Source organism: Streptomyces sp. col6 (assembly GCF_008042035.1).
GTDB lineage: Bacteria > Actinomycetota > Actinomycetes > Streptomycetales > Streptomycetaceae > Streptomyces.
The window spans coordinates 1,445,980-1,469,753 of record NZ_RDBL01000006.1; the positions used below are offsets into that span (position 1 = coordinate 1,445,980).

Annotated in this window: 21 protein-coding genes; 10 read left to right on the top strand and 11 right to left on the bottom strand. The window is 71.3% G+C overall.

The features are described from left to right. The first annotated feature begins 20 nt into the window (after positions 1–20). The 5 genes from EAO73_RS10470 to EAO73_RS10490 are packed head-to-tail and all read left to right on the top strand — an operon-like array spanning position 21 to position 4,511. Complete coding sequence (locus EAO73_RS10470; protein ID WP_147971107.1) at positions 21–785, top strand: AfsA-related hotdog domain-containing protein; 765 nt, start codon at positions 21–23, stop codon at positions 783–785. A gap of 36 nt (positions 786–821) precedes the next feature. After that, positions 822–1,130, top strand: a complete 309-nt coding sequence (locus tag EAO73_RS10475) for a YciI family protein (protein ID WP_147971108.1) — start codon at positions 822–824, stop codon at positions 1,128–1,130. Continuing rightward, the gene (locus tag EAO73_RS10480; RefSeq protein ID WP_147971109.1) at positions 1,127–2,671 is read left to right on the top strand and encodes an FAD-binding oxidoreductase; all 1,545 of its coding nucleotides are present in this window, start codon (positions 1,127–1,129) and stop codon (positions 2,669–2,671) included. Before EAO73_RS10475 ends, EAO73_RS10480 begins: the two co-directional genes overlap by 4 nt. A 53-nt stretch (positions 2,672–2,724) precedes the next feature. Then, positions 2,725–4,305: an acyl-CoA carboxylase subunit beta gene (locus EAO73_RS10485; protein WP_412074586.1), complete on the top strand. Its 1,581-nt coding sequence runs from the start codon at positions 2,725–2,727 to the stop codon at positions 4,303–4,305. After that, positions 4,302–4,511 carry an acyl-CoA carboxylase subunit epsilon gene (locus tag EAO73_RS10490; RefSeq protein ID WP_147971111.1) on the top strand — a complete coding sequence of 70 codons (210 nt, stop codon included), beginning with the start codon at positions 4,302–4,304 and terminating at the stop codon, positions 4,509–4,511. Before EAO73_RS10485 ends, EAO73_RS10490 begins: the two co-directional genes overlap by 4 nt. Here the strand turns inward: EAO73_RS10490 and EAO73_RS10495 are convergent. From EAO73_RS10495 to EAO73_RS10525, 7 genes are all read right to left on the bottom strand, one after another. After that, on the bottom strand, positions 4,501–5,142 hold the full coding sequence (locus EAO73_RS10495; RefSeq protein WP_147971112.1) for a response regulator transcription factor: 642 nt from the start codon (positions 5,140–5,142) through the stop codon (positions 4,501–4,503). The two genes, EAO73_RS10490 and EAO73_RS10495, sit on opposite strands and share 11 nt — an antisense overlap. A gap of 2 nt (positions 5,143–5,144) precedes the next feature. Continuing rightward, positions 5,145–6,026, bottom strand: a complete 882-nt coding sequence (locus tag EAO73_RS10500) for a ParB/RepB/Spo0J family partition protein (RefSeq protein WP_412074574.1) — start codon at positions 6,024–6,026, stop codon at positions 5,145–5,147. After that, positions 6,023–7,261: a ParA family protein gene (locus EAO73_RS10505; RefSeq protein WP_147971113.1), complete on the bottom strand. Its 1,239-nt coding sequence runs from the start codon at positions 7,259–7,261 to the stop codon at positions 6,023–6,025. The genes EAO73_RS10500 and EAO73_RS10505 overlap by 4 nt, the downstream gene beginning before the upstream one ends. Positions 7,262–7,473: 212 nt before the next feature. After that, entirely contained in the window at positions 7,474–7,857 is a 384-nt protein-coding gene (locus EAO73_RS10510; protein ID WP_147971114.1) for a DUF6009 family protein, read from the bottom strand. Positions 7,858–7,980: 123 nt separating this feature from the next. Beyond that, entirely contained in the window at positions 7,981–9,516 is a 1,536-nt protein-coding gene (locus EAO73_RS10515) for a phage/plasmid primase, P4 family (protein ID WP_147971115.1), read from the bottom strand. Continuing rightward, positions 9,513–10,529: a bifunctional DNA primase/polymerase gene (locus EAO73_RS10520; protein WP_147971505.1), complete on the bottom strand. Its 1,017-nt coding sequence runs from the start codon at positions 10,527–10,529 to the stop codon at positions 9,513–9,515. The genes EAO73_RS10515 and EAO73_RS10520 overlap by 4 nt, the downstream gene beginning before the upstream one ends. Before the next feature lie 677 nt (positions 10,530–11,206). Continuing rightward, on the bottom strand, positions 11,207–12,073 hold the full coding sequence (locus tag EAO73_RS10525) for an NAD(P)H-binding protein (RefSeq protein WP_147971116.1): 867 nt from the start codon (positions 12,071–12,073) through the stop codon (positions 11,207–11,209). A gap of 126 nt (positions 12,074–12,199) precedes the next feature. On the opposite strand from EAO73_RS10525, the gene EAO73_RS10530 reads away from it, so the two are divergent. After that, entirely contained in the window at positions 12,200–12,871 is a 672-nt protein-coding gene (locus tag EAO73_RS10530) for a ScbR family autoregulator-binding transcription factor (protein WP_147971117.1), read from the top strand. 30 nt (positions 12,872–12,901) lie between these two features. Here the strand turns inward: EAO73_RS10530 and EAO73_RS10535 are convergent, their stop codons facing one another. The 3 genes from EAO73_RS10535 to EAO73_RS10545 all read right to left on the bottom strand — a co-directional run bounded on the left by EAO73_RS10535 (position 12,902) and on the right by EAO73_RS10545 (position 16,391). Next, complete coding sequence (locus EAO73_RS10535; protein WP_147971118.1) at positions 12,902–14,401, bottom strand: FAD-dependent monooxygenase; 1,500 nt, start codon at positions 14,399–14,401, stop codon at positions 12,902–12,904. A gap of 95 nt (positions 14,402–14,496) precedes the next feature. After that, a complete protein-coding gene (locus EAO73_RS10540) occupies positions 14,497–14,889 on the bottom strand; it encodes a DUF6009 family protein (RefSeq protein WP_147971119.1) in 393 nt (130 codons plus the stop codon). Beyond that, positions 14,886–16,391, bottom strand: coding sequence for a phage/plasmid primase, P4 family (locus EAO73_RS10545; RefSeq protein WP_147971506.1), 1,506 nt, complete (start codon positions 16,389–16,391; stop codon positions 14,886–14,888). Before EAO73_RS10545 ends, EAO73_RS10540 begins: the two co-directional genes overlap by 4 nt. 730 nt (positions 16,392–17,121) lie before the next feature. Here EAO73_RS10545 and tap point away from each other — a divergent pair. Further along, complete coding sequence (gene tap / locus EAO73_RS10550) at positions 17,122–19,500, top strand: telomere-associated protein Tap (RefSeq protein WP_147971507.1); 2,379 nt, start codon at positions 17,122–17,124, stop codon at positions 19,498–19,500. A gap of 12 nt (positions 19,501–19,512) precedes the next feature. Next, positions 19,513–20,067, top strand: coding sequence for a telomere-protecting terminal protein Tpg (tpg, locus tag EAO73_RS10555; RefSeq protein WP_147971120.1), 555 nt, complete (start codon positions 19,513–19,515; stop codon positions 20,065–20,067). Between the two features lie 294 nt (positions 20,068–20,361). On the opposite strand, the gene EAO73_RS10560 is transcribed toward tpg, so the two are convergent. Next, positions 20,362–21,321: a ScbA/BarX family gamma-butyrolactone biosynthesis protein gene (locus tag EAO73_RS10560; RefSeq protein ID WP_147971121.1), complete on the bottom strand. Its 960-nt coding sequence runs from the start codon at positions 21,319–21,321 to the stop codon at positions 20,362–20,364. 503 nt (positions 21,322–21,824) lie between these two features. Here EAO73_RS10560 and EAO73_RS10565 point away from each other — a divergent pair. Together EAO73_RS10565 and EAO73_RS10570 are read left to right on the top strand one after the other, a co-directional pair. Further along, positions 21,825–22,409, top strand: a complete 585-nt coding sequence (locus tag EAO73_RS10565) for a ScbR family autoregulator-binding transcription factor (protein WP_147971508.1) — start codon at positions 21,825–21,827, stop codon at positions 22,407–22,409. Positions 22,410–22,849: 440 nt separating this feature from the next. After that, the gene (locus tag EAO73_RS10570; RefSeq protein ID WP_147971122.1) at positions 22,850–23,665 is read left to right on the top strand and encodes an AfsR/SARP family transcriptional regulator; all 816 of its coding nucleotides are present in this window, start codon (positions 22,850–22,852) and stop codon (positions 23,663–23,665) included. Positions 23,666–23,774: the final 109 nt, after the last annotated feature.

The window sequence follows — 23,774 nt, forward strand, 5'->3', positions numbered from 1 at the left end:
CACACTCTGGAGGGATCGACATGTCGCACGAAGCACTCATCGCCGTCGGGGACCGTTTCGAGGACTTCCTCGCCAACCGGGGGACCGTCCCGGTCTCCGAGCTGATCGCCCGGCTGCGCGCCGGGGAGCTGACCGAGAGCCTGTCGGTCAGCATCGGCCAGGGCCTCAGCGCCGGCCAGCTCGCCGAGATACGCGCCCTGGCCGAGGCGCACGGACCGGCCGTCTCGCTGGGCAAGGGCGGGGTCCCGGAACCCGCCGAGCAGCGGCTCACCCACAAGCACGACGCCAAGAACGTCCTGATCGGCCCGGTCGGCCAGACCGGCGAGAAGCGCTTCGTCGCCGACCTCGTCATCGACGAGCGCGTCGAGGTCCTGGAGGACCACCTCACCGGGCAGCACATCCCGGCCATCACCCTCCTGGAGGCCGCCCGCCAGCTGTGGACGGTGGTCACCGAGCAGTTCTTCGTCACCGGACCGGAGAAGACCCGCTTCGTCATCAGCTCCGTCAGGTCCGACTTCCACAGCTTCGTCTTCCCGCTGCCCGCGACCGCCCAGTACGAGCTGCTGGAACACACCCGCAGTCCGGTCGGCTCGGTCTTCCGGTGCCGGATCGGCTTCCACCACGGCGAGAAGCTCGCCAGCGTCGTGGAGGCCGAGTACCGGGTCATCCCGGAGAAGTTCTCCGTGAAGCAGGAGAAGCTCGCCGCCCGCCAGGCCGTCGTCAGCGAACTGACCCGGCTCCGCGAGCAGTCCGCCCCTGCGGTCGGTGGCGAACGCGCCGCCTGACCGGGCCACTTGTCACCATCGAGGAAGGAGAAGGACATGCTGTGGGCGATCCACTGCCTGGACGCACCCGGGAGCGCGGAACTGCGCGCGGCCCAGCGCCCGGCCCACTCGGCCCGGCTGCGCGCGGCGAGCGTACGGCCCGTGCTGTACGGCCCGCTCGTCGCCGCCGACGGGACCACCGCGGTCGGCAGCCTGATCGTGGTCGAGGCCGGGACCCGGGACGAGGTGGAGGAGTTCGCCACCGGTGACCCGTTCGCCGTCTCCGGGGTGTGGGAACGCATCGACATCCAGGCGTTCGCACCGTCGGAGCGGTCCCCGGTACGGATCGGGGCAGGCACGCCATGAAGGTCCGCCGGCTCCCGCCCGGGGTGGACGGCCGGGAGTTCACCCGGGCCCTGGCCGCCTTCCGGGTGGCCCTGGGTCCCCGGTGGGTCCTGACCGAGGGCGCGGTCGGTCTCCCCGGCTACGCCGATCCCCAACCGGTCCTGGACGCCCAGTACTTCAGCGCATCCGCCGCGCTGATGCCCGGCTCGGTCGAGGACGTCCGGGCGGTGGTGCGGATCGCCGGGGCCTTCGGGGTGCCGCTCTCGCCCGTGCTGCCGGGGCGCGATCCGGGCTTCGGCGGCCCGGCGCCCCGGCTCCCGGGGGCCGTCGCCGTCGACCTCGCCCGGATGAACCGGATCGTCGAGGTGGACCCGGCCGGCGGCTACGCGGTCGTCGAGCCCGGGGTCACCTTCCACGACCTGGCCGCCCGCGTCGCCGGACTCGGCCTCGCCCAGCGGCCGGACCCGGAGGGCCCGCGCTGGGGGAGCGTCCTCGGCGAGGTGCTGGAACGGTCCACCGGCGGCGCGGGGTACGAGGGCGCCGCGTCGGCCCCGTACGGCATGGAGATCGTGCTCGCCGACGGGGACGTGGTGCGCACCGGGATGGCGGCCCTGACCGGCGCCGGACCCGGGCCCTGGGCGCCGTACGGCTGCGGGCCGGCCCTCGGGCCGATGTTCGCCCGGTCGGCGCTCGGGATCGTCACCAAGCTCGGGGTGCGGCTGCGCCCCGAACCGGCCGCCCGACGTGCCTACGCGGTCGCCCTCCCCCGGGAGGACGATATCGGGCCCCTGGTCGACGCCCTGCGCCCGCTGCTGATGGACCGCACCGTCGCCGACACCCCGACCGTCCGCAGCGTGCTCCTCGACGCGGCGGCGGCCGGCCGCCGCGCCCCGTACGACGCGGGCACCGGCCCGCTGCCCGACAGCGTCGTGCGCACGCTGATGGCGGACCTCGGGCTCGGCCGCTGGAACCTGTACGGGGCGCTGGCCGGGGCGCCCGCCGTGATGGACGCCCAGTGGTCCGTGATCCGGGACGCGCTCGCCGCCGTGCCCGGTGCCCGGTTCCGCTGCGCCGGGGCGTCCGACGGCGACGCGGACTCCGTACGGCCCCGGGCGGACGAGGCGGACGGCTGGCTGCCGCACGGCGGACGGCTCGACCTCACCCCCGTCTCGCCCACGACCGGCGCGGACGCGCTCGCCCAGTACGCGCTGGCCCGCGACCACGCCCACGCGTACGGCAAGGACTACCTGGGGGCCTTCGCGGTGGGCGCCCGCGGGCTGCACCACCGGTTCACGGCGGTCTTCGACACGCTCGACCCGGACGACCGCGCCCGCGCCCTGGAGCTGTGCGAGGCGCTGATCAGGGCCGCCGCGGCGGCCGGATACGGCGTCCAGCGCGCCCACCCGGCGCTCATGGACCAGGTCGCCGCGACCTACGGCTTCAACGACCACGCCGTGCGCAGGCTCGGCGAACGCATCAAGGACGCACTCGACGCGGAGGGCATTCTCGCCCCCGGCAAGCACGGCATCTGGCCGCGCCGCTACCGCGGCCTCGGCCTCTGACCAGTCCGAGCAGACAAGGGAGTCGAACCGTGGAGACCCAGACGTTGGCAGAGCTGGAGGAGGAGTTCGCGGCGCCCGACGCGGTGCTCTCGCTCCGCACCCGTACCGCCGAACTCAACGGCCTGCACGCCACGGTGGCCGCCGGGGACGCGGCCGCCACCGAACGCCAGCACGCCAAGGGCAAGCTCACCGCCCGCGAGCGCATCGGCCTGCTGCTCGACCCGGGCACCTTCGAGGAGGTCGAGCCGCTGCGCCGGCACCGGGCCACCGGCTTCGGCCTGGAGGACCGGCGCCCGCACACCGACGGCGTCGTCGGCGGCTGGGGCACCGTCGAGGGCCGCACGGTCTTCGTCTACGCCCACGACTTCCGGATCTTCGGCGGCGCGCTGGGCGAGGCGCACGCCGCGAAGATCCACAAGGTGATGGACCTGGCCCTGGCGGCCGGCGCGCCGCTCGTCTCGCTCAACGACGGGGCCGGCGCCCGCATCCAGGAGGGCGTCACCGCGCTCGCCGGCTACGGCGGCATCTTCCAGCGCAACACCCGTGCCTCCGGGGTCATCCCGCAGATCAGCGTGATGCTCGGCCCGTGCGCGGGCGGCGCCGCCTACTCACCGGCGCTCACCGACTTCGTTTTCATGGTCCGCGAGACCTCCCAGATGTTCATCACCGGACCCGACGTCATCCAGGCCGTCACCGGCGAGAAGGTCACGCAGAACGGGCTCGGCGGCGCCGACGTCCACGCGGGCACCTCCGGCGTCGCGCACTTCGCGTACGACGACGAGGAGACCTGCCTGGAGGAGGTCCGCCACCTGATCACGCTGCTCCCGGCCAACAGCACCGAGGAGCCGCCCGCCGTCGCCTGCGACGACCCGGCCGACCGCCCCGGGGACGACCTGCTCGACCTGGTCCCGGCCGACCCGCAACGCCCGTACGACATGCGGCGCGTGGTGGAGGAACTGCTCGACGACGGCGATCTGCTGGAGGTGCAGGAGCACTGGGCGGGCAACGTCATCTGCGCGCTCGGCCGGATCGACGGGCGCACGGTCGGTGTCGTCGCGAACCAGCCCATGGTGCTGGCCGGGGTGCTCGACATCCACGCCTCGGAGAAGGCCGCGCGCTTCGTGCAGCTCTGCGACGCCTTCAACATCCCGCTCGTCACGCTGGTGGACGTGCCCGGCTTCCTGCCCGGCGTGGACCAGGAGCACGGCGGGATCATCCGGCACGGGGCGAAGCTGCTGTACGCGTACTGCAACGCGACCGTGCCCCGTATCCAGGTCATCCTGCGCAAGGCGTACGGCGGCGCGTACATCGTCATGGACTCCCGCTCCATCGGCACCGACCTCTCCTACGCCTGGCCCGCCAACGAGATCGCGGTCATGGGCGCGGAGGGCGCGGCCAACGTCGTCTTCCGCCGGCAGATCGCCGCGTCCGACGACCCGGAGGCCACCCGGCAGCAGCTGGTCAAGGAGTACAAGGCGGAGCTGATGCACCCCTACTACGCGGCCGAGCGCGGGCTCGTCGACGACGTCATCGACCCGGCGCGCACCCGGGCCGTCCTCGCCGCCGGTCTCGCGATGCTCCGGACCAAGACGGTGGCGCTGCCGCACCGCAAGCACGGGAACCAGCCGGCATGACCATCCGACTCCTGTCCGGAGACCCCACGCCCGAGGAACTCGCCGCCGTCCTCACCGTCCTGCACGCCCTGGCCTTCCACCGCGCCGAGGACCTTCCGGCCGACGTGGTCCGCCCGGCCCCCTGGTCGCGCGCGGGCCGCCGCGTCCGGCCCGGCGGCCGGAGCGAGGCCGGCTGGGCGCGCAGGCCGGGCGGGGTCAGCCCCTGAGGTAGGCCAGCACCGCGAGCACCCGGCGGTTGGTGGCGTCGTCGAGCGACAGGTCCAGCTTGCCGAGGACGGAGCCGAAGTGCTTGTTCACCGTGCCCTCGCTGACCGACAGGGCCGCCGCGACCGAGGCGTTGGACCTGCCCTCCGCCATCAGGGCCAGCACCTCCAGCTCGCGCGCGGTCAGCCGGGACAGCGGGTCCCGGCGGTGCCGGATCAGCTGCCGGACCACCTCGGGGTCGACCACGGTGTCCCCGGCGGCGACGCGGCGCAGGGCGTCGACGAACTCCTCTACATGACCGACGCGTTCCTTGAGGAGGTACCCGACGCCCCGCCCGTCGCAGGAGTCCAGCAGATCCTCGGCGTAGGCGCGCTGCACGTACTGGCTGAGCACCAGCACCGGCAACCCGGGCTGCTCGCGCCGGAGTTCGAGCGCGGCGCGCAGCCCCTCGTCGGAGAAGCCGGGCGGCATGCGGACATCGGTCACCACGATGTCCGGGCCGTGCGCGGCGACCGCCGCGACCAGCTCCTCGGCCGTCCCGGCGCCCGCCACCACCTGGTGGCCGAACCGTTCGAGGAGCCCGACGAGACCTTCGCGCAGAAGCACGCTGTCCTCGGCCAGTACGATCCGCAAGCTCACGCCCTTCCGCCCGCACCCGGTACCGGGACTTCCAGGCGGAACACCGTGGGCCCGCCGGGCGGACTGGACAGTACCAAAACGCCGTCCAGCACCGAGAGACGGTCGGCCACCCCCTGGAGCCCCGTCCCGTCCGCGGGGGACTGCGTCTTCTGCTTGGGGGTGCGGGGCTTCTGGGTCCTGGTGGCCTTCAGCTGCTGGAGGTGGGCCTCCTGCTCCTCGGCCTTCTTCTTGCCGACCAGGCGCAGCGTGGCCGCGGATTCCTCGCCCGACTGGAGCTTCTCCTTGAGTGAGGGGGTCAGGGTCAGCAGCGCGAGGCGTTGGGAGACCCAGCCCTGGGAGCGGTGGAGGCGTGCGGCGAGGGCTTCCTGAGTGCCGTGGATCTTCAGGAGCTGTTCGAGGGCCCTGGCCTCGTCGAGGTGGTTGAGCTCCTGGCGGTGGATGTTGGCGACGAGAGCCGATTCCAGTATCTCGTCGGGGTTGCTGCCCAGCTTGTCGTCGAGCATCACCTTGATCTCGGTGAGGCCGGCTTCGCGGGCAGCGGCGAGGCGGGAGTTGCCGTCGATGACGACGTATTTGGTGCCGGGTTCGAGGTCGTCCTCGCGGCCGGGGTTGCCTTCGAGGTAGGCGAACCGGCCCATGATGCTGATGGCGGTCTTCTGCCCGTGGTCGCGGAGGCTGTTGCCGAGATCGGTGAGGTCGCCGAGGTCGGACCTGGGGTTGTCCGGGTTGAGGCTGATGGCGCCGACGGGGAGTTCGACCGGGGGCGGGGCGCCCTCGGTGGGGGCGGCGGCGACCTGGTTGATGGCGGCTCGGCGGGCACTGATGGACTGGGTCTGGCCGAAGGAGGAACCGGCCCCGAGCCGGGATGCCTTGCTCATGAGATCTCCCGGGCGAGGGCGCGCAGGCCGACGGCCTGGTCGCAGCGGGGGGAGTAGGCGAGCAGGGGCTGCTTCACGCGTACGGCCTCCTTCTGTTCCTTGAGGTCGCCGATGACGCCGACGACCCGGGGGTCCTTTATGTCCATCCAGGAGTCGAGGGACGAGGTGGCGATGTAGCCGCGGCGGGCGTCGTAGTGGTTGACGACGATGCCGAGGTAGTCGAGTTCGAGGTGCATGTCGTCGCGGAGGTCCTCGATCTGGGAGGTGAGGAGCCCGTAGGCGTCGGCGGAGCTGTCCTCGGCCTGGACGACGACGAGTACGCCGGAGTTGCCCGGCGCCTCGCCCTGGCGGCGGCGGCCGTAGTAGGCGGCGGCGTCCATGCTGAGGCCGAGGCTGGGCGGGCAGTCGATGATGACGGCGTCGTAGTCGGCCTCGATCGCGGACAGGGCGCGTTCCAGGGCTGCTTCGCGGGCCCGGACGCCGGAGAGCTTGACGTCGAGGAGGAAGGCGTCGGTGCAGGCGGGCAGGAGGTGGAGCCGGTCGCCGAAGCGGGGGTCCTCGATGGGGACGACGAGGTCGGCGAGCCCGCCCTTGGCCTCGCCCGCCATGTGCTTGGTGAGGCTGTCGCCCTCGATGGGCAGCGGCTGGTGGCCGAGCTGCTTGGTGAGGTGGCACTGGGGGTCGAAGTCGACGAGGAGGACGCGCAGTCCGAGGCCGGGGAGGTCCTCGTAGTCGAGGGGGGAGGGGTCCTGGTCCTCGGCGAGGGCGGCCGCGAAGTGCTTGGAGATGCGGACGGGGTGGAGCGCGTCGGGGTCCTCCGCGAGCGCTTCGCCGGTGCCGGCGGCGATGGCGGTCTTGCCGACGCCGCCCTTCTGGTTGCAGGTGATGATCCGCTTGGGGTGTTCCGGCCGTACGACGGTGGGCGCCGGGTTCGTCTCCAGCCACATCTGGACGGACTGGGCGAGGCCCTGGATGAGGGAGACGCCGCGGGAGGCGCAGTCGGCGCGGAAGCCGTCCCACTGCCCGTCAGGCAGGAAGGTGGCGAAGGACTTGGCACCGGCGGTGTCGATGGGGGAGAGGTTCGAGCCGAGTCTCCGCCAGGCCTCGATGCCGGCTTCGACGGCACGCTGGATGTCGATGTTGTGCTGGGCGGCCCGGATCTTCAGGTTCTGCTGCAGCACCGAGGGCAGCTTGGAGACGACCTTCTCGCGGTCGCCGGGGGAGGGCGAAGTCATGGCAGTCACCTTACTAACTTCGATGATCCATATCGGCACCGACGCGTTAGTTCTGCCTGTTTTTTGTTTGAGGGTCGCTCAAGAGCCCAGCTCCGGGAAGGTCGTGGAGCCGGGCTGGAGGGACCGGGGAGCGGGGGACCGGGACGGTTATTACGGCGTAATAAGTCGGCGGGGTGGGGGGATTATTACGGCGTAATAATCCCCCCACCCCGTCAGTTGCCGGCCTCCGCCGTCGCGGCCAGGCCGCGTTGCGAGCGGGGCGTCTTGTCGCCGACCCGCTTCGGCTCGATGGTGCTCGGGTCGACCGCTTCGCCGGGTGCGCCCTCGTGGTACGGGCCGTCCGGGTCGGCATCACGGTCGTGGGGGAGGAGGAAGAAGACCCTGCGCAGGTGGAGTCCGCTGTCGGGGTCGGCCTCGGTGTGGGCCTCCAGCTCGGTGTAGCCGACCATGCGGCCGTCGCGTTCGTAGCGGGGCTTTCCGCGGCGGCGGGTGGTCTTGTCGAGCGCCTGGCGTACGTAGTCGAGGTTTTCGGGGTTCTCCAGCCAGACCACAGCGTTCTCGTGGTGGAGGTCGCTCTCGTTCAGCAGCGAGCTCATGGCTGCAGCCCCTTTGTGTGTCGGCCGGCCGGGAGGAGGCCGGGGTGGGTGTGAGCACGTTCCCTGGTGGGGGCACCGTGTTCATGGTAGGCCGGACCGGCGGGTGCGTGCCGGGTACGTGGGTCAGGCATGGCCGGTCCTGGAGTCGTCGTCGGTGAGGAGTCCGAGGCCGGGGTAGTACTTCTTGCCGCTGGACTTCATCATGTCGGCGGGCGAGGCGAGGGAGAGCTCCTGGCGGACCCGGGTCGCGAACGCGCGCGCCGTCGCGGGCCTGATGCCTTCGCCCGCGCCGCACCAGCCGCTGTAAGCGGCGTAGAGCAGACCCTGTTCCACGCGGAGGTCAGGGGTGTGGGTGGTGCAGCACTCGGCGAGGAAGCGGCCGATGTGGTCCTCGGTCGTGGCGTAGGCGGCGGTGGCCGAGCGGACCGTGGCGGGGCCGTCGAGCGGGTCGCGGGTGGCCAGGTAGAGCTTGGCGCCCTCGATGAGCCATTGCAGGATGCCGGGGCCCTCGCTCTGGACGAGCTCCTTGGCGAGGTTGTCGATCTTGCGGGCTGCAGGGACGACGCGCTCGAACGGGATCAGGCGGATGCGGCGCCAGAACGCGTGCCCGCCGGTGCCGACTTCGGGACGGTGATTGCCCAGCAGCCAGAGCTTGTGGGTCGGGTTGAAGCTGAAGAAGTCCTGCCGCATCCGGCGGGCCATGATGCGGTCGCCGCCGGTCAGCAGCTTCACCCGGGACTCGTCGAACTTGTCGTTCGGCTTGAGCTCCGAGCAGACGACGATGCGCCTGCCGTGCAGTTCGGTCAGCTCGGTGGAGTGCTCGGAGAACTTGCCCTTCTCCATGAGGAAGCCCGGCGGGGCCGCCTGCGCGTAGTCACCGAGGATCTGCGTCATGACGTCCAGGAGAACGGACTTGCCGTTGGCGCCGGTCCCGTAGAGGAAGGGAAGCACCTGGGCGCCGACGTCACCGGTGACGGAGTAACCGAGGAGCAGGTGCAGGAAGTGGATGGTCTCCTCGCCCTTGGCGTCGTCGCCGAACGTGTCGTGCAGGAAGCGGTGCCAGCGCGGAGTCGGTGTCACCTCGGGGGCGACGCTCGTCGCCCGGGAGTGCATGTCGCCCTCGGGGTCGGGCTTGCGCAGATGCCCGGTGTGCAGGTCGACGACGCCGGCCGGGGTGCACAGAGCGTACGGGTCGCCGTCCAGGACGTCCGGGTCCAGGGCGAGGGCGGGGGAGGCCTTCGCCTGCGTGAGCATGGCCTTGATGCCCGGGGTCGACATGGAACGGCGCCGGTGGGAGCGCACTTCCCGGTCCGTGAACTGGCCGGTGGGGTCGGTGGGGGGCATCTGCTCGGCCAGATCGCCCGCCGCCCAGACCGCGGCCTTCTCGCCGCCCGTGCGCTTCCAGCGGTACTGGTCCCAGTGGTACCAGCCCAGGCCCTCGACGTGGCGGAACTGGTCACCGAACATGACGGCGAACAGCTTGGCGTTGCCGCGGTCGGTCAGGAGCGCGGGCAACCGGCCCTCGGGCGGGGGTTCGTGGACCGCGGAGGCGTTCTGCTGGGCGGGCAGGCCGGGGAGGCCGCCCTCGGTTTCGAGAGCGAGCATCTGCTGCGCTGCGGCAGTGGCGTCGAAGCGCGGGCTGCTGTCGGCGCTGCTCATGGGCGTCCTTCGGGATGAAGCGGGCGGGCTGCGCCGGCGGACAGGGCTGAGGCGATGACGGTAAGGCTGTGCCGGTGGCGGTGCGGGCGCGCGGCGTCGGCGGCTTCGGTGAGCAGGTCATGTGCGCGGGGCTCGGAGAGGTGTCCTGCCGCGACGAGGCCGCCCGCGGTGTAGGCGGCCCGGTTGAGCTTTTCGGTGAAGGCCGTTCCCTCGGCGGCCACCGCGCAGCCCCGGACCTCGGCGAGCAGGGGTTCGAGCAGCCGCAGCGCGCGTGAAGCCGCACGGGGCGCCCGTACGGGACGGGGTGCGGGGACCCCGACCGGAGCGGGCTGTGGTGTGTGGCCGGTGCGGTGGAGTTCGGCGGCGAGCCAGTCGGGCAGGAGTGCGGGCAGGCGGGCCGCGCCGATGGCGGTGTAGGTGCCCGCGGGCGTGCGGGTGGCCGGGGTGACGATATAGCCGCCGGTAGCGCGGATGTCGACCTGCCAGGCGAGGGCGACCTTGGGGCTGGAGCCCACCGAGGAACGGTAGCGCGGTCCGCCGGGTGCGGTGCGGTACCAGACGTGGAGGCCGCCGGACGGGGTGCGGACGCGCAGGGTCGACTCGTCCTCGGCGGGGCTGGGAGCGCCTCGCAGTGCGGCAAGGAGGGCAAGGGTGTCGAACCCTGAGGCCAGGCCGGTCAGGTTGACGCTCTCATGGATCGGGATGCCGGGCAGGAGCCGGTCGCGGTGCGGGACTTCGGCACTGTGTGCGTCGATGTCCAGTACGACGAGGCCGGCCGGGCCGCACGAGACGCCGACGCCGAGGGCCGGGTTGACACCCCACCAGGCGGCCAGAAGCTCCGGGTCGGTGGTCGCGGCGTGGAAGCCGTGGCACCACTTGCCGGCGGGCAGGCAGGGGCAGTCCGCCGGGCGGTGCGGATCCTCGCGGCAGGTCGGGCAGTTCCCTGCGGGGGTCTTGCGTCCGGCGGCCAGGGGGTGGACGGGCCAGCCGTTCGCGGCGCACCAACGGGCCATGTCGAAGGGACTCGTGGCGCCCGCCGCGGGCGGGCCACCGGTCTCTCTTTGACGCGGCACGCTGATCGTCCTTGCCGAGGGCCAACAGTTGTTCAGTCCTGAACGACTCGGTCCCTCGGGAGAAAACCCAGTTCAGAGGGGTTACGCCACGGGATTGAGGGACTGAAGGGACTGAGTTTTCGGATTCGGCTCAGAGCCTACAACAGGCGTCTCCCGTCGGCCGGGACTCTTCGTTCCGCGAGTCCCTTCAGTCCCTTGCCCGGGGGAGGAGTTGTGCATCGGGGCCGGGCGTGTCGGGGCGTGAGCCGGTCTCGGCGGAGAGGGATCGAAGGGGAGGGACTGAACGCGGAGCGGAGGGACTGGGAGTTTCGGTCCCTCTTCGGTCCCTCGGTAAAACCTGCAGGTCAGCGGGTTGCGGGCAAAAAAGAGAGGGACTGAAGGGACTCAAGGTCGGTAGTTATCAGCGCTTCAGGACCAGAGTAGTAGGTACAAAGGGATATATAGGTTTGTTCTACGCGTGCGCGCATACACACGCCTGCATAATCGCTGATAACTACCAACCTTGAGTCCCTTCAGTCCCTTCGGTCCCTGGTTTTTAGGCAGAGCAGGTCTCTGAACTGCGGTTTTTTCCGGAGGGACCGAAGAGGGACCGAACGGCGAGGGACTGAACGCGGACTTCAGTCCCTCGCGGCCCCGGCGGGCCGGAACGCGTCCAGGTGGTCCGACGCCCAGTCGCGGTACGTCCGGGCCGGGCGCCCGAGCAGGCCGGGGAGAGTGGCGTCCACGTCTGCCTTGGAGCCGCTGTGCTGCCGTCTGGCGCTCTCCAGGAGCGCTTCGGTGATCTCGGTCGGGTAGCGCGCTGCGAGGGCCGTACGGGCCTGCTGAGGGCTCAGCTCCTCGAACCGGAGCTCCTGGCCCAGGAGCTGGGCGAGCTGAGCCGTCTGCTGGGCCGCCGAGAGGGCCTGAGGGCCGGTCAGGGTATAGGCCCGGCCCACGTGGGCCTCCTCCGGCCCGGTGAGGGCCCGTACAGCCGCCTCGGCCACGTCCCCCGGGGCGACACAGGCGTTCACCGAGGTCCCGTACAGGGCGCGCACCACCCGCTCGGAGCGGACGGAGCGGGCCCAGGACAGGGTGTTGGACATGAAGGCGCGGGGGCGCAGCAGGGTCCAGCGCATCCCGGAGGCGCGCAGCAGGTCCTCGTTGTGGCGCTGGCGACGGGTGATCAGATCATCGGCCCGGGGGTCGGTGACGGCGGCTGCGGAGAGTTTGACGATGTGCCGGACCCCGGCCGCGCGGGCCGGTTCGAGGAAGCGGGTGTCGTCGTCCCCGTCGGGGGTGGTGACCAGGAAGGCGGTGTGGACGTTGTGCAGAGCGTCCGTCAGTGAGGCGGGGTCGGTGAAGTCGCCGTGGATGATCCGGGCGTTCCGCGTGGCGCCGGTGACCCGTTCGGGGTGCCTGGCCATGATGCGCACGGGCAGGTCGGCGGGGAGGCGGCGGACCACTTCACGGCCGATCGTCCCGGTTGCGCCCGTGACGAGGATCATGGTTTCCCTTTCCTGCCGGACATTTCCCCGACCAGGGCGGAGGGAAGGAGCCGGCCTGTAAGATACGAACTGGACGGTTTATTTACTCTCCCCACGTTCGACCACCCTGAGGAGGGAGGAGGCAGAGTGGCTGAGCAGCTACGGGCTATCCGTACCCGGCAGACGATTCTTTCGGCAGCGGCCAAGATCTTCGAGGAGCAGGGGTACCAAGCAGCCACGATCTCCCAGATCCTCACCGAGGCGGGGGTGACCAAGGGCGCGCTGTACTTCCACTTCCACTCCAAGGAGGACCTCGCCCAGGGCGTTCTCTCCGAGCAGGACCAGCGCATCATCGTGCCGATGCGAGCGTCCAAGGTGCAGGAGATCGTCGACGTCGTCATGCTGCACGCCCACCGCCTCCAGACCGACCCGATGGTGCGGGCCGGTGTCCGGCTGACGATGGACCAGCTGACGCAGAACCTCGACCGCAGCGGCCCGTTCCTGCGGTGGGGCGAGGTCGGGCTCGACCTGCTCCAGCAGGCGCAGGCCCAGGGCGAGTTGCTGCCGCACATCACGCCGCCGGAGACGGCCGACGTCATTGTGGGCTCCTTCGCCGGTATCCAGTCCATGTCGCAGGCCGTGTGCGAGTACCGCGACCTGGTTGTGCGGGTGTCCGCACTGATGCGTCATCTGCTGCCCAGCGCGGTGGTGCCGTCGGTGCTGGCGTCGCTCGACCTGTCCGACACCCGGGGGGCCAGGGTGTACGCGGAGGCGCTGAAGGCGGCCGATCTGCGGGACGTTCTGGAGACCGCGAGCTGAGAGCGGCCGGGCGCCCCGGATCCCGTCGTTTCACGAGGCAGGGGCGCCCGGCCCGAAGTACGCCGTCAGCACCTGCTCCAGCCCGCTGTCGCCCGGTACCCAGGCGAGATGGCCGTCGGGCCGCAGCAGCGCCGCCTCGTACGGCACGGCGGGCGTGGGCCGTACCTCAACGGTGCGCAGGATGCCCGCCCAGCCCTGGGCCGCCTCGCGGTGGCGGCCGGACTTCTCGCCGAGGAGCAGCAGGAGCGGCCGTCCGTCGCGCAGGAGGCGGATGACGTCGGTGTCGCCCTCCGGGGTACTGAGCACGGTGTTGGCGAGGTACGTCCCGGCCGCCGGACCGCCCGCGCCGGTGTGGTCGGGCAGGACGGTGTCCTGGGCACTGATCAGGCCGCTGAGGTGGCCGCTTCCGCTCTCAGCCGCGAGGAGGCCGGTGAACACCGTGCGCAGGGCGTCCGCTTCGTGCCCCGTGCGCATCAGGGCGAGCTGGGCGAGGGTGCCGTCGATGACACGGCGGGCGAGCGGGCGCCGTTCCGCGTCGTAGCTCGCCAACAGGCCGTCGCCGGCCGTGCCGCGCACCGCGTGGGCCAGCTTCCAGCTCAGGTTCAGCGCGTCGAGCACGCCGGTGCTCAGGCCCTGGCCACCGATCGGGAAGTGCACGTGCGCGGCGTCGCCGACGAGGAAGACCCGTCCCAGGGCGAACGTCCGGGCCAGGCGGGCGAAGTCGCTGAAACGGCTGGGCCAGTGCGGCGAGTGCATCGCGACGTCGCGGCCCGCGATGCGGGACACCTCGCGGCGCAGCTCCTCCAGGGTGACGGGCCGCCGCCGGTCCTCGTGGGGTCCGGAGCAGTCGAGCGTACGGAGATGGGTACGCCCCCCGGCGTCGTGCTTGGCGACGATCCAGCCGCGCGGGGTGCGGTGCCAGCCCTTGGGCAGCGCACCCGGATCGGCCAGGGTGACCGTCCCCATCAGCGCGGACACCGTCGCCGGGACCGTGTCCGACTCGATGCCCGCTCGGGCGCGGACCGTGCTGCGGGCGCCGTCGGCCCCGACCACGTACGCGGCGCGGAAGACGGCCGGGCCCCCGGGGGTTTCGGCGGTGACCCGTACACCGGTCCCGTCCTGGACGACGTCGGTGACGCGGTGGCCCCGCAGGACGTGCGCCCCGGCCTCGCGCGCCCGGGTCTCCAGGTGCCGTTCCAGCGCGGCCTGGGCGCACTTGAGGACCGGCTCGGGTTCGTGCGGGGGAGCGGTGATGGTCAGGCCCGGGAGGCCCGCGAAGTGGAAGGCGGCGGAGGTGGATTCCGGCCCGTACGAGGAGTCGGGCGCACCCGGCAGATGTCCCCGGCGGGCCAGGGACTGCACCGCGCGGGCGTGCAGCGTGGTCGCCTTGGGCTGCTCGGAGACCTCGGTCCTCGGTTCGAGGAGTACGGTGTCGACACCGTAGGCGGCGAGTTCGGCTGCGACGAGCATGCCGACGGGGCCTCCGCCGGCCACGAGCACCTGGGCCCCGATGGGACGTTCCCCCTGCACGGCGGCGCCTTTCTGTTCGCGGTCGGACCGACGAACAGAAATATACCGGACGTGCTGTTTCTTATCCATCCCGGGTCGCCCTGGGCGGGGCAGGGCTACGGCTGGAGCTCGCGAGCCGCCGACGAGGACATGGGACCGCCCTCCGAACGCTCGGTCTTGTGCCCCTTGCTGCCCGGGGCGAGCGTTCGTACGTCCACGGCCTCGGCCGGGGCGCCCCGCGCGTACAGCCCGTCCGGCTCGGTGTCCCGGTCGTGGGGGAGCAGCCAGAACACCCGGCGGCGGAAGGTGCCCGAGGAGCGGGACGGCTTGGCCTTCGGGCCGAGCAGCGCGTACCCGACCATTCTGCCGTCGCGATGGTAGGCGGGCCTGCCCCGGCGGGTCGGCAGGCGGTCCAGGCTCTGGCGGACGTAGTCGAGCGCGCTGATGTCCTCGAGCCACACGAGGTCCACCTCGTGGACGATCTCGTCCTCTGCGATGAGGGCGCTCATACTGTCTCCTCGTCCGCGAGCAGGCCGATGCCCGGGTAGTACTTGCGCTGGTTGGAAAAGATCATTTCCTTCGGTGATGCCAGCCCCACCACTTCCCGGATGTGTGCCGCGAAGGCTCTCGACGAAATCGCCGGAACGCCCTCATTCTGGCACCAGCGTCTGTACGCCGCGTAGAGCTGGGCCTGTTCGGCCCGGAGCCCGGCGTCGAGCCGGCAGGTCTCGCCGACGAAGCGCCCCGTGTGGTCCTCGGTCTCCGCGTACACGGTCGTTGCGATGCGCACCCGCTCCGGGCCGGAGAGGTCCCTGTCACCGCCCAGGTAGCGGCGGGCGCCCTCGATCAGCCAGTTGAGGATGCCGGGGCCCTCCTGGGTGACCAGGATGTCCGCCAGGTTGTCGATCTTGCGGTCGTCGGAGACGACCCGCTCGAACGGGATCAGGCGCATGCGCCGCCAGAACGCGAAGCCGCCCGTGCCCACTTCGGGGCGGTGGTTGCCCAGCAGCCACATCTTGTGCGTCGGCTCGAAGCTGAAGAAGTCCTGCCGCATCCGGCGGGCCTTGATCCGGTCCCCGCCGGTCAGCAGCTTGACCCTGGCCTCGTCGAACCGGTCGCCCGGCTTGACCTCGCTGCACACGATGACCCGCCGGCCGTGCAGCTCGGCGAGGTCGGTGGGGTGGCCCTCGTACGGGCGTGACATCAGGAAGCCGGGCGGCGCCGCGTCCGCGTAGTCCCGCAGGAGCTTCATCAGGACGTCCAGCAGCACGGACTTGCCGTTCTTGCCGGAGCCGAACAGGAACGGCATCACCTGGCCGCCGACGTCACCGGTGATGGAGTAGCCGAGCAGCAGCTGCAGGAAGCCGGTCATCTCCTCGCCGTCCGGGCCCTCGCCGAAGGTGTCGGCCAGGAAGCGGTCCCAGCGCGGTGTGGGCATCGCCCGGGGCGCGGCGGAGGTCGAGCGGGAGTGGAAGTCCTTGGTCGGCTCGGCGGGGCGAATCTGCCCGGTGCGCAGGTCCACGACGCCCGCCGGTGTGCACAGGGCGTACGGATCGGCGTCCAGCAGCGCCGCGTTGAGCACCATGCCCGGCGCGGACTTGGCCTGGGTCAGCATCGCGTTCATCCCGCTCGTGCTGAGCGTGCGGCGCCGGTGCTGCTGGAGCGCGGTCTGGGTGAACAGCCCTCGCGGGTCGGTGGTGGCGAGGGACTCCGCCAGGTCGCCCGCCGACCACATCACCGTGTCGTCCTCGTCGAACTGCCAGCGGGTGCCGTCCCAGCGGAACCAGCCGATGCCGGGCACGTGCCGGTAGTCGTTGCGGTAGAGCCTGACGAATAACTTGGCGTTGCCCCGGTCCGTGAGGGTGTCGGGCAGCAGCCCGTCGGCCGTCGCCTTGTCCTGTTCCGGGCCGCCCGCCGGGAGGTACGGCTCGTTCTGCCGGCGCGGCACCACGGGCTGCGCGAGGATCTGTGCGGCCACGGCCTGGGCGTCGAAGGAGGCCGAGGGCAGCACTCTCTCATGGTCCGTGCTCACGCGCGCCCCCTGGGGGAGCACGGCCGGGCCCGTCCCGCACTCGGCGCAAGGGGGTGAACCGGCCACCCCTGGCGCGCGCGCCACCAGGCTGTCGTCAGAGGCTGCGAAGCGACCGCAGCAGCACTCTTGAACTGCCGTGGGTCGCTGCGCGAGACCCGCAGTTCAGCTGCCATTCACTTCCCCCATCAGCGACTGAAGCGACTCAACTCGCACAATCAGATTAGCGAAACCCCCGGGGGAGAAGAGGTACATGCGGCAGAACAGTTGTGCCCACCGAAGCGGCGCCCCAGCTACTCAGCGACCGGGCGCCGAGCGGTTCCGGGTCGCTGCTCAGCCGTCCGGTTCGCCGAAGAAACCGCAGGTCGCGGCGGTGTGTCGGAGAGAACAGCGACTGAAGCGACCGAAGTTCCATATATATGACGCACACGCGCACGCATGCCAATGGCTCCATATACCTGAACCTTGGGTCGCTTCGGTCGCTCCTCGCCCCTACGGGGCGGGTGACCTGCGGTTCTTTCCGCCGGACACCAGCTACTGAGTGAGCGGCCGGTCGCTTCGCTCCGGTCGCTGAACGTGTGAAAGCCTTCCGGTCGTCTCCAGTCCGTCTGAACCGCGTCTCCAGCGATCACCTTCGGACATGCGCAATCCGTGCGACATCCGCGAGGTGTTCGATGAGCGGTTGGGTAAGGTGGCGCCAGAGGTGATCGTTTTGTCCCACGAGGAGCAGCTGCTCTTCAGCGCGGTGGACGCGCTGCTGGAGCAGATCGCGCAGGACCCGCTGCCGCCGCCGGCCGAACGCAAGCGGCTGCGGGAGGCCGCCGGGCTGAGCCAGGACCAGGTCGCGAAGGCGCTGGGCAGTCGCCGCGAGTCGGTCGGCAACTGGGAGTCCGGCCGCAGCGAGCCCCGGCCGCCGAAGCGGGCTGCGTACGCACGGCTCCTGGAGGGACTGGCGGCGCGCTTCGCACCGGAGGCGCCCGTCGCGCCCGTCGCGCCGAAGGCGCCGGGGGGGTCCGCGGCGGAGGCGGTCGCTGTCGGCGCGCCCGCCGTGGCCCGCGAGACCGGTGCCTCCGCGGACGTTGCTGCGGCCCGGAGGCCGGCCGCCGCGTCCCCCGCGGAGGGGAGCGATGCTCCTGCCGGGGCGCCGGAGGCGCGTTCCGTGCTCCGTGAGGGCGCTGTGTCCGTCGAGGGGCCGACTGCTGAGCCGCGTACGCCTCGAAGCCCCGCCCGCCGCGAAGCAGCCGCGTCCGTCGATGCGCCGGCTGCTGAGCCGCGTACGGCAGGGAGCCCCGCCCGACGCAAGGCCGTTGCGGTGGCTGCCGGGCGCCGTGCGACCGGGGCCGTCGCCGCGCCCCGCGCCTCGCACACCCCGGACTACGAGCACGGCCCGCTCGCCGTCGTCGATGTGGACGGCGGGGAGGTGTCGGCGTACTGCGCGGGCGGGCTGCTGCTCGACGTGCCCGTCAAGTCGCTGCCCGGCCTGGTCGAGTGGGCCCTGTGCGAGGCGGGGCTCGGCGCGTCCCGGTTGCATCCGTACGGGAAGGACGCCGACCCGCTGCTCGTGCTCACCGAAGCGGCGTGCGAGCGCTTCGGGCTGCCCGCACGGCTGTCCCAGGAGGAGAGCCTGGCGGGGAGGCTGCCCGAGGGGCACAAGGTGCTCAAGCAGCTGGAGCGGGCGGACTGGAAGCTGACTCGGCGCGGGTTCGGGCCGTGGGCCCGGATCTACCGGCCCGCGCGGGGCTCTCGCCGCAGCTGCGTCCAGCTCTGCGTGCCCTCCTGGAACGCGCTCGACGTCCGGCACTGGAGCGGGGCCGAGCAGCTGCCGCCGGCCGAACTCGTGCGGCTGCTGGGGACGTACGCCTCGCGCGTGATGACCCCCCGCGGTTCCACCGCCGTCACCGGGCTGGAACTCATGACGTCGCTGCACCCGCCGACCCGGCCGAGCGCGCCCGACGCGGACGGCAAGCGGCACAGCGAACGCAATCCCGGTTCGCTCGGCACCGAACCCGTCGAGTGCGCCCCCTGCGAGGCCCCCGACGGCCATCCGCTCCTCGCCGGCCTGCCCCGCTTCCACCAGCGCGGCCCGGCCGAGATGCTGTTCGAGGAGGCGTACGACTGGGCGCGGCCCCTGACGGACGACGAGTGCCTGCGGCGCGACCTGGTCGGCATCGACGTCAACCTCGCCTTCGGCGCGGCCGCCAACGGGGCGGTCGTCGGCCTGGAGGCGCCCGTGCACGTCGACGGCCCCGCGTTCGACCCGTCGCTGCCCGGCTCCTGGCTGGTGGACCTCTCCCACGTGGATCTGTCGCACGTCGTGATCGGCAAGCAGTGGCGGCGGCTCGAAGGGGACCTGCTGCCCAGCCCGTTCACGCCGAAGGGCGACCGCCCGGAGGGGCCTGCCTGGTACGCGACGCCGACCGTGGCGTACGCGGTCGAGCTCGGCTACGAGGTGGCGCCCGTCGAGGCCTGGGTGCGGCCGGTCAACGGCCGCTACCTGAACGGCTGGTACAAGCGGCTGCGCGACGCGTACGTGGCGACCATGGCGGACCTGGGCGTGGTCGAGGGCATGGCACCGGACGCGTTCCTGGCGGCGATGGAGGGCTACCGGGCCCGCGATCCGCAGCTGGCGGTCGTGCTGTCCGCGATCAAGGCGACGGTCAAGGGCGGTATCGGCAAACTGCGCGAGCGCCCGCGCGGCGGCGGCTGGCGCCCCGGCAAGCCGTGGCCCGCGCTGAGCCGGCCGACCTGGCGCCCCGACATCCGGGCCGCCGTCATCTCCCACGCCCGGATCAACATGCACCGCAAGATGTTGCGGCTCGCTGACGCCACCGGCCAGTACCCGGTCGCGGTGCTCTCGGACTGCGCGGTGTACGCCTCCGACGGGCCCTCACCGCTGGACTTCCTGCCGTACCGGGACGGCAAGCCGCTGCCCGGGGGCTTCCGTCTCGGGGTCAGCCCGGGAATGGTGAAGCACGAGGGATCGCAGACCACGCTGTGGGCGGAGGCGGTCCGGGAGGAGTACGGTCCGGAGCTCAACCTGGCCCGGTACATCAAGGACGGCACGGTCACCGCCAAGGACGACGGAGAGTAGGAGAACCAGCCGATGAACACGGTCGGGGAAGGTCTCGACGAGGCGGTCCAGCGGGCGTTCACCCGGCCCGCACCCAAGTCCGCCGGTCCGCAGATGCGATACCTGGTCAAGCAGCTCAAGGGCACCAGGGCCGTCGCCGAACTGCTGGGCGTCACCCAGCGCACCGTTGAGCGGTATGTCCGCGACCAGCTGAAGAAGCCCCGCCAGGACCTCGCCGCCCGCATGGACCGTGAGGTCAAACGGCGCTGGCAGCCGCAGATCCAGGCGAAGGCCCGCCGGGACGCGGCGACCACCGGGGGCATCGTCATCGACACCCGCGCCCGGTTCGGCTACACGGCGGCCCCCGGCTCCACCGACGACGCCCGGCTGCGCCACCTCACCGTGGCGCTCCCGCCGGCGTACGCGGCCCGGCTCTTCGAGACGCGGCAGCAGGGCGGCAGCGACCGGCAGCTCCAGGAGATCGCGGCCGAAGGGCTCCAGGAGACCTACTTCAAGGACGGCGGGCGCCGGGCGCAGGGGCTGCTGGTGGAGTACACCGACCTGGAGCACGTCGCGTTCGACCTCTGACGGGACGTCGCGGCGTACGTCCACGGGCGCCGTTCCCGCCTGTACGTGGGAGGCGCCGCCCTCCCGCGGGGCGGCGCCTCCCACGTACAGGCGGGAACGGGTCCTTCGGTCGCTTCGGTCGCTGAGGCGCGGTGTCCGGTGTGGGTGACCTGCTGGTTCGGCGTGGGACCGGGGCAGCTACCCAAGGTGCTTCCGGGTGTTTCCCGTACCGGTGGCTGTCGTTCACCGTTAAAAGCAGGCCAGCCGGTTTGTTTTCTGGGAAGAGAAGCACCCGCGGCGGACAGGTCCGCCGGCTCAGTCGACCGGGCCGGTGACCACCGTGGTGAAGACGTCCTTGCCGTCCTGGCGGCCGACGACTTCCAGCGTCACCATGTTGCCGGGCTCGTGCGACACCTGGGTCACCTCGATCCAGCAGGGCCGGTCGAGTTCGGCGTACTGGTGGAAGTCGTTCGAGGCGGCGGCCGGGATGAACGAACGGGGCGCCATCACGGCGCAGGCCGCCTGGCGGGCCGCTTCGAGCAGGACCATGCCGGGCACGTGGTCGCCCTTGTGGTCGAAGAGGATCGGGTGGTTGAGGTCCGGGGTGAGCAGCCAGCGCGGGTTCCCGCAGGGGCCGGAGCCGGGGACGTCGGAGAGCACCACGTCCGTGGTGAACGTCCGCCCGACCATCGACGGCGGCAGCAGGGTGCGTTCCGGGTACGTCTCCGCGGCGGCGGGCGGCTGGGCGGCGCGGCTCTGGCGCAGCCGGTTGTAGACGGCCGGCGGGATCACGGAGATCTGCCCCGTGCCACCGGCCATGGGCAGGCCGCCGCGGCGGAGCGCGAACTCGAACGCCATGCGGCTGGCCACGCCCCTGCGCCGGACGATCTCCGTGCATCGGGTGTCGAGGTCGAAGTCGGTGGGCCCGGAGGCGATGCGCAGCCGGGCGGTGTCCGTGGTGTACGTGATGCTCGACATCACGAAGTTGTGGCCCAGCGGCACACCCAGCTCCACGTGCGAGACGTAGATGCCGGCCTGACGGAACGTTTCGGCCACCTGCAGCGGGTCGTGACTCGACCCGTCGAGGCTCCGGAACATGGTGTGGGCCCGGGGCCATTGGCCCGTGAGCGAGAAGTTCACCCCGTCCTGGGTGTCGCATCCGGTGAGGAAGACCTCGGCCACGGAGTCGCGGTGCACGTACTCCTTCGCGACCGTGGTCGTCAGCCGCGGAGCGGCCGGCAGTGCGGTTCTGGCTTCAGCAGTGGTGAGACTCATGGGGGCCCCCGTCTTGAAACCTGTGTTCGGCGACGCCACTTAAGATACGGACCTACCGGTTTTCTTCAATCGGCCCAAAAGTAAAGGGTTTACCAAGGATCACCTGTTTACTTGAATATCTCATTCCGTTTCAAGGCTTCCGGTCGGTAGCGCTTCCCCGTCAAAAGGTACTTAAGGCGGACATGAGGGAAGCGGATCTTCGCGGCTTCGCGCGCGAGCGCCCTCGCTTCCATGAAAAAAAACCTTTCGGACGGTTTCCTTTGCTGGTTCGGAGTGCATTCCTCCGGGAGAACTGCTGGAGAAACCAACTGTTTCCGTGCCCCGGCCGTGCGGGCCGTCCGATCGCAGGCAAAATGATCAGCTGATCCCGATGGATCGCACGTCGCAGCACTAAACCAACCAGCCGTGCGGTTTGCTAGGGTGTGCACGAGTCAGTACGGAGAATCCAGGGTGAATCGGACGGCTGTATGCCGACGCCCTCGCCCCGCCCGGAGGAGGACATGATGGTCAAGCAGGCGCGAGCGGCTGTGACACGTCAAGCTCTCATCTCGGCTGCCGCGGAGGTCTTCGGTGCCGATGGGTATGCGATGGCAACGCTGCCGGCGATCAGCAGCCGCGCCGGCGTGAGTTCGGGCGCCCTGCACTTCCACTTCCCCAACAAGGAGGCCCTGGCCTCCGCCGTGGAGAACGCCGCCGCCGAGTCCGCCCGCGCGCTGACCGAGGAGAGCGCGCGGGCCGCGAAGGGTGGCAGGCTCCAGGCACTCGTCGCCGCCGTCTGCCGGCTGATGGACGCCGTCGCCGACGACCCGGTCGTGCGCGCGGGCTTCCGGCTGGGCGGCGACCCCTCCCGCAAGAGCGAGGCCAAGCTGCACGACTGGTGGTACGAGTGGGTGCGCGATGCCCTCGTCCAGGCGCGCGGCCGCGGGGAACTGGCCGAGGACGTCTCGGCCGAGGACGCGGCGGTGGTCATCGTCGCGTCGACGCTCGGCCTGGAGACCCTGGGCGCGACCGACCGGTACTGGCAGTCCGCGGAACGGGTGTCCCAGCTCTGGTCGTTCGCGCTGCCGCGACTCAGCCCCGCGGAGTAGGGCGGACCGGGGTCCGGGGGTGCGCCGGCGGGCCCGTGCCGTCCGGCCCGCGTGCCGTCGGCCCGATCGCAGCCGTCGGCCGTCCGGCTTGCTCGCACGGCTTCCTTCCGCGCGCGGCCGGCCGCCCGGCTGTCCCGTTGATTCGCTGATCGGGGCACGCGGACCCCTCCAGCCGCCCCGATCGCGCAAAACAGTCCGCACAGTCTGGTTACGTGGGCGTCATCTGCGGGTCGTCGGAGGCTCAGCACTCTTCGCTCTGACCAATTTTGATGGAATATGTCCCATGTTGCCCCCTGCCCTCAAGGTTCGCTCGGGCCGTGCACGAGAGGAAACAGGTGGATCGGTTTGGTATTGACATACCGCCTGCGCTGTTTTTAAATCAGTGCGTCAGCAACAGTTCCCGGCCGTCCGAGGCGGCCGGGAGATGACGGGGAGACGGCGTGGACATCGACGTACTCGGCACGCTTGCCGTGCGGGAAAAGGGCGTATCGATCACACCGACCGCGCCCAAGCCCCGGCAGGTGCTCGCCCTGCTGGCCCTGCACGCCGACGAGGTGGTGCCCGTGGGCACCCTCACCGAGGAGCTGTGGGGGAGCGAGCCGCCGCGCAGCGCCCGCCCCACCCTCCAGACGTACATCCTGCAACTGCGCGAAATGATTACCGTCGCGCTCGAACAGGACGGTGACGAGACCCGCACCGCCAAGGACGTCCTGCTCACCGTTCCCGGTGGCTACTTACTCAAGGGCGGCGAAGGCACCCACGACGTCAGGGAGTTCGAGCGTCTGGCCGGGATGGGATACCGGGCCATGGACGCCGAGGACTTCCCCGAGGGAGCGCGGCTGCTGCGCGAGGCCCTCGCCCTGTGGACCGGCCCGGCGCTCGCCGACGTACACACCGGACCCCACCTGGACACGCAGATCAAGCGGCTGGAGGAGAGCCGGCTGTGCGCGCTGGACCAGCGCATCGAAGCCGACCTCAAGCTGGGCCGCCACCGTGAACTGCTCTCCGAACTGACCGTTCTGCTCAGCAGGTACTCGACGCACGAGAGCCTGTGCGGCCAGTACATGCTGGCCCTCTACCGCTCCGGCCGGCGCGGTGAGGCGCTGGACGCCTACCAGCGGCTGCGGTCCACGCTGGTGCGCACCCTGGGGCTCGAACCCTCTCCCGCGCTGGCCAAGTTGCAGCGCTCCATCCTCATGGCCCGGCCCGAGGGCGTCGCGGGCAACGGCGGAATCCGGCTCGCCGAGATCGGCTGACCGGCCCGGACGCCGCGCCGGCGCCCCGGGCCCGGCCGGTGCCTCTCTCCGACGGCGTTCAAGGGCTTCTCTAGGTCCGCGCCGCAGCCTGGGGGCCATCAGGAGGAGG